This is a genomic window from Xanthomonas sp. SHU 199 (assembly GCF_000364665.1).
Taxonomy (GTDB): Bacteria; Pseudomonadota; Gammaproteobacteria; order Xanthomonadales; family Xanthomonadaceae; genus Xanthomonas_A; species Xanthomonas_A sontii.
The window spans coordinates 1-5,854 of sequence record NZ_AQOI01000081.1; the positions used below are offsets into that span (position 1 = coordinate 1).

At 73.4% G+C, this 5,854-nt stretch carries 4 protein-coding genes; all 4 read right to left on the bottom strand.

Features of this window, described 5'->3' with window-relative positions; genetic code table 11:
- Window positions 1-170: 170 nt before the first annotated feature.
- The gene (locus D183_RS0104100; RefSeq protein ID WP_017907874.1) at window positions 171-3,176 is read right to left on the bottom strand and encodes a ligand-binding sensor domain-containing diguanylate cyclase; all 3,006 of its coding nucleotides are present in this window, start codon (window positions 3,174-3,176) and stop codon (window positions 171-173) included.
- Window positions 3,177-3,290: 114 nt separating this feature from the next.
- On the bottom strand, window positions 3,291-4,667 hold the full coding sequence (locus D183_RS0104105; protein WP_017907875.1) for an ATP-binding protein: 1,377 nt from the start codon (window positions 4,665-4,667) through the stop codon (window positions 3,291-3,293).
- A 17-nt stretch (window positions 4,668-4,684) separates the two neighbouring features.
- Entirely contained in the window at window positions 4,685-5,362 is a 678-nt protein-coding gene (locus tag D183_RS0104110) for a response regulator transcription factor (RefSeq protein ID WP_010344484.1), read from the bottom strand.
- 21 nt (window positions 5,363-5,383) lie between these two features.
- The coding region (locus D183_RS0104115; RefSeq protein ID WP_017907876.1) for a tetratricopeptide repeat protein at window positions 5,384-5,854 on the bottom strand (471 nt) is incomplete at its 5' end.

Here is a 5,854-nt window from a genome sequence, read left to right on the forward strand (position 1 = left end):
GGCGCACCCGCGCCGGCCGTCTCCCGCCCGCCGCAGCGATGCGGCGGTGCGCAACGCCCCACTGCAACGCCCCACGCGCTTCGCGGCGCCTGCCTGGCGCCTGCGCGCGCTTCCCGCACAACGTTCGTCGCTGCGCCACCGACGCGCTGCGTCCGGGTTGCGGCAGCGGCCTAGCCGACCACCCGATCGCGGCCTTCGCGCTTGGCCTGGTACAGGTGCTTGTCGGCCTTCACCAGCAGGTCGCGGCGGGTGCGCAGGGCCGGCGACAGGCAGGCGAAACCGATGCTGGCGGTGAAGCGCACCGCGCGACCGTCGTCGGCGTACAGCACCAGGTCGGCCACGCGCAGGCGCAGCGCGTCCAGGCGCGCGCGCGCCGCCTCCTGGTCCAGGCCGGGCAGCACCAGCAGGAATTCCTCGCCGCCATGGCGCGCGGCGAACGCCTGCTCGCCGAGGCTGTCGCGCAGCGCCTCGCCGACCCGGCGCAGCACCTCGTCGCCGATCTCGTGGCCGTAGGCGTCGTTGATCTTCTTGAAGTGGTCGATGTCCAACAGCGCCACGCACAACGGCGTGCGCGCGCTCAGCGCCCGCTCCAGCGCCGTGTTGAGATAGGGATCGCCGGTGCGCCGGTTGGGCAGGCCGGTCAGCGCATCGTGCCCGGCCTGGTAGGCGAGCTTGCGCACCAGGTCCTCGCGTTCGAGGTTGGCCAGCTTCAACGCCAGGTTCTTGGCCTTCAGCTCGTGGGTGCGCTCGGCGATGATGGTGTTGAGCCGGCGCTGGCGGCGCCGGTAGCGATAGCTGCGGCCGCGGTACCACCACAGGATCAGACCGGTCGCGCACAGCGCCGCCAGCACCACGAACGGCCAGCGCTCCCAGAACGGCGGCACCAGCTGCAGTTGCAGCGAGGCGCTGCCGATGCGTTCGCTGCGCGACCAGTCCAGCGGACTGGTCATCGCCTGCACGTCCAGGCGATAGCTGCCCGACGGCAGGTTGGTGTAGACGGCTTCCTCGTTGCTGCCGGCATCGACCCACTGCCGGTCGAATCCCTGCAGGCGGTAGCGGTAGCGCACCTTGTCCGGCGAGCGGAAGCTCAGCCCGGCATAGCCGACCGCGAGCCGGGCGACACCGCCGTGCAGGCGGTACTCGCCACGCAGCGGCTGCGCCACGCCATCCACCTGTACATGCGAGATCACCAGCGGCGGCGCACGCACGTTGCGCCGGCTCGGCAGGGCCGGATCGATCAGCGCCAGCCCGGCCGAGGTCGGGATCAGCAGCGCCCCGTCGCGGCTGCGCCAGCCGGCCGGTGCGCTGCTGCCGTTGCCCTGCCCGCCGGGCATGCCGTCGCTGCGGTCGACCACATCCACCGCCAGGGTGCTGCGCTGGCCCGCGTCCAGCTCCGCCAGCCGCGCACGCGCGATGCGCAGCACGCCGCGGTTGCTGTTCGCCCACAGGTTGCCGTTGCCGTCGTCGAGCAGCCGGAACAGCTTGTCGCGCGGCAGACCGACGCTATGGTCGTAGATGCGCCACTGCCCGCCGCGCAGCCGCAGCAGGCCGCGGTCGCTGGCGACCCACAGGGTGCCGTCGGCATCTTCGAGGAAGTCGAAGGCGTTCTGCGCCGGGAAGCCCTGCCCGCTTGGCCGCGCCTGCAGGGTGCCGTTGCCCGCGAGCGTGGCGACGCCCTGATTGGTGCCGATCCACAGCACGCCGGCGTGGTCGCGGTACAGTGCCTGCACCTGTCGCCCGGGCAGGCCGTCGGCGCTGCCGTAGGCCCGCGTGCGATCGCCCTTGCGGTACAGCAGCCCCTCGTTGCCGCCGATCCACAGGCCGCCGTCGGCATCGGCCAGCAGCGCGCGCACCATGGAGCGCGGCACGCCCGCGGCCACGCCCAGGCGTTGCCGGATCGTGCCGTCGGCCGACAGCAGCAGCACGCCCTGGTCGTAAGTGCCCACCCACATGCCGCCGTCGCGGGCAGCGGCCAGCGCCAGCACCGATGGATCGCGGCCCGGCCGCTCGCTCAGCCGTATCGCGCGGATGCGGCCGCCCTCCCAGCGGTCCACGCCGGCGGCGTGGCCGATCCAGATCGTGCCATCGGCGTTCTGCTCGACCACGCGCACGTAGTCGCTGCCGAGCCCGTCCTGGCGGGTCAGGCCGCCGGCGTCGCCCTTGGCGACACGGAACAGCCCGTCGGTGCTGCCGGCCCACACCAGGCCCTCGTGGTCCTCGATCAACGCGGGGCTGACCACGCCGGAGATCGACAGGACTTCGTCGCTGGCGCCGTTGGCGGTGCGCCGCAACAGTTGCCCGCTGGACAGGCTCATCCATAGCTGGCCGTCCTGGTCCTGCAGCGCGGCATCGACGCGCTGGCCGCGCCGCAGCCATTGCAGCTCGCCGTTGCCGCCGAGCCAGAACACGCCCTCGTCGCTGGCCACCAGCAGGCCGCCGTGACGGTCGGGGGTCAGCCGCCGGATCGAGGCGGTGCGCATCGCCGCCGTGCCCCAGCGTTGCGCCTGCGTGCCGTGCGCGGTCAGGCGGAACAGCCCCTGCGAGGTGCCCACCAGCACCGCATCACGGTAGCGCAGCAGCGCGGCGATGCGGGTCCGGCGCAGCCCCGCGGCGGTGCCGACATCGACCAGGCGGCCGTCGGCCTCGATCCGGAACAGGCCGTCCTCGCTGCCCACCCACAGCGCGCCGTCGGCATCGCGCAGCATCGCGGTGACCCGCAGGCGCTGCGCGCGCGCATCGCCCAGATGCTCCCAGCGCCCGGCGGCGTAGCGGAACACGCCGTCGTAGGCGGTGCCGACCAGCATGCCGCCATCGGTTTCGGCGAGCAGTGCGAACACGCCCGACAACTCCATGCCCGGGGTGTTCTGGCGATCGAAGACGGTGAAGGCGCGGCCGTCGAAGCGGGCCACGCCTTCCCAGGTTCCCACCCAGATCATGCCGTCGCGGTCCTGGGCCAGCGCGTGCACCAGGTTGTGCGGCAGCCCCTCTTCCATGGTCCAGCGCGCGATCACCGGGCGGTCGAGCACCGCGCGCTCGGTCAGCGGCGCGGCCGGTTCGGCGCGCGCGGCAGCACTGGCGCAGCACAGCGCCAGCAGCAGGCATATCACCACGCCCAGGCGGCGACACAGCGCGTGCGCGCCGTCGCGACTATCGTGACGCCGATCCCCCTGTTCCATCCCTTTCCGAATCACACCTGCAACGGTGCGCGGGTACCCCCTGTGGGCAGATGGCTAATCTATCACTGCCTGTTCGGCGCCGATGTCAGGGTGTTCCTGACGCCCAGGCCTGGCTCACGGGGGCAGCGGCAGGGTCACGCAGACGCGCAGGCCGCCCAGGGTCGGCGAGGCGTCCAGGGTCACCTCGCCGCCGTGCGCGGTCACCACCTCACGCACGATCGCCAGGCCCAGGCCGCTGCCTTCCACGCCACTGCCCAGCTCGCGGTGGAAGCGCGCGAACACCCGCTCGCGCGCCTCGGCCGGGATGCCGGGGCCGGAATCCTCGACGCTGAAGCAGACGCCGTCACGGCCGGCGCACAGCGCCACCTCGACCTGGCCCTGCGGCGGCGCGTAGCGCAGCGCGTTGTCGATCAGGTTGCGCACCAGCGCCGACAGCGCCGCCTCGTTGGCCGGCAGCCGTGCCGGGTCGTTGCGGCGCAGGTGCAGGTGCTGACCGCGGCGCGCGGCCTGATCGCGCGCCTCCTCCACCTGCAACGCCACCAGCGCGTCCAGCGCCAGCGACGACAGCGCCGCGGCGGCAGCGCCCGGCTCGACCCGGCTCAGGGTCAGCAACTGTGCGACCAGTCGCTCCACCCGGCGCACGCTGGCGTCCAGGTGCCGCTGCGATTCGCTGCGCTCGTCGGCGTCGCGGGCCTGGCGCAGGTTGTCGGCGTGCACCTTCAGCGCGGCGATGGGAGTGCGCAGTTCGTGCGCGGCATCGGCGATGAAGCGGCGTTCGCGCTCCAGCGCGGTCTGCAGGCGCCGCATCAACCCGTTGACCGCGGCGACCAGGCCGAGGATCTCGCGCGGGACGCCCTGCAGCGGCAGCGGTTCCAGCCGCTGCGGGTCGCGCTCGCCGATCGCCTGCGAGACCCGGCTCAGGGCGCCGCTGGCCCAGCTCACCACCAGCCACACCAGCACCACCAGCACCGGCAGGGCCAGCAGCAACGGCAGGGCCGTGCCCAGCGCGATGTCCTCGGCCAGTTCCTCGCGGATATCGGCCTGTTCGCCGGTCTGGAACCAGCGCCCGCCGGGCGAGCGCAGGCTGAAGGTGCGCCAGCGGTCGCCATCCAGGGTGACGTCGGCGAAGCCGGCGCGCAGCGGCGCCAGCTGCCGGGTCGGCCCGCTGTCCGAGCGCAGCAGCAGATGGCCATTGCGGTCGCGCACCTGGAACGCGAGTTTGCTTTCGTAGGCGTGCCCGGTGCGAAACGCCAGCGCCTCGCCCACGCCCTGCGCCTGGCCATGCCAGCCGCGGATCACGATGGCATCGCCGGCCGGACCCAGCCGCGACAGATCGTCCAGCGGCTCGTCGACCAGGCTCAGCAACACGCGCGAGGACTGCACCAGCTTGGCATCGAACATCTCGCCGGCCTCCTGCAGCCCGGCGCGGTAACTCAGCAGCGCGGTCAGCGCGAACACCGGCACCACCACGCCGAGCAGGCCGCCCAGCAAGCGTCGCCGCATCGAACTCATGGCGCCGCCGTCGCGGCCTGGGTGTCGAGCGCGTAGCCGACCCCGCGCACGGTGCGGATCAGCGCCGGATCGAGCTTGCGCCGCAACTGGTGCACGTGCACGTCCACCGCGTTGCTGGCCACATCCTCGTCCCAGCCGTACAGCCGCTGCTGGATCGAATCGCGGGCGATGGCGCGGCCGTGGCGCTCGGCCAGCAGCCACAGCAGGGCGAACTCGCGCCGGGTCAGGTCCAGGGCACGGCCGCGCCAGCGCACCGCCAGGCGCTCCGGGTCCAGGTGCAGCGCGCCGATCTCCAACTGCGGCGTGGCGCGGCCGGCGCTGCGCCGCAGCAGCGCACGCGTGCGCGCCAGCAGTTCGGTCGTATCGAAGGGCTTGCCCAGGTAATCGTCGGCGCCCACGTCCAGGCCCAGCGCACGGTCGGCCGGCCGCTCGCGCGCGCTGAGCACCAGGATCGGCACGTCGGCACCGAGCTGGCGGGTGCGCCGGATCACCTCCAGCCCGTCCATCCGCGGCAGCCCCAGGTCCAGCAGCACCAGGTCGATCTCGCCATCGCCGATCGCGGCCAGCGCGGCGGCACCGTCCTGCACCCAGTCCACCGAATAGGCGGCGCGGCGCAGGGCGGTGCGGATGCCCTCTCCCAGCGACAGATCGTCTTCCACCAGCAGGATGCGCATGACCGCAGTGTGGGCGGCCGCTCAGCGGCTGGCAAGATGCGTTTCGACCTCGTGCAGCGCCGCCTGGATCTGCTGGCGGCGGCCGTGGTCGGCCACCTCGCGGCCGGGCCGCGGCGGCGCCGCCATGGCCTTGCGCAGCGCCGCCGCGGCGCCGCTCCAGTCCTTCTGCGCGCGCAGGAAATCGCCGTAGAAGTAATTGGCGTCGATGCCGTCCGGGTCGTACTGCAGGCCCTGCTGCAGCAGCGCGCGCGCCTTGGCGTCGTCGCCGAAGCCCACCGGCCAGCCCGGCACCTGGTAGTACAGCGCGCCCAGGCTGGTGCAGCCGGCGCCGTTCAGGGCGGCCGGGTCCAGCGCCAGCGCCTGCTCGAAATCGCTGCGGGCGCGCTTGACCAGGCCCAGCGCGCCGAGGCCGCCGCGCTCGCCGGCTTCGCTGGACAGCACGATGCCCTCCCAGATCAGCGCCGCCGGATCGCGCGGCGCCGCCTGGCGGGC

Coding starts and splice junctions, on each gene's coding strand:
- D183_RS0104100 (WP_017907874.1), bottom strand. CDS start 3,176: ATGGAACAGGGGGATCGGCGTCACGATAGTCGCGACGGCGCGCACGCG.
- D183_RS0104110 (WP_010344484.1), bottom strand. CDS start 5,362: ATGCGCATCCTGCTGGTGGAAGACGATCTGTCGCTGGGAGAGGGCATC.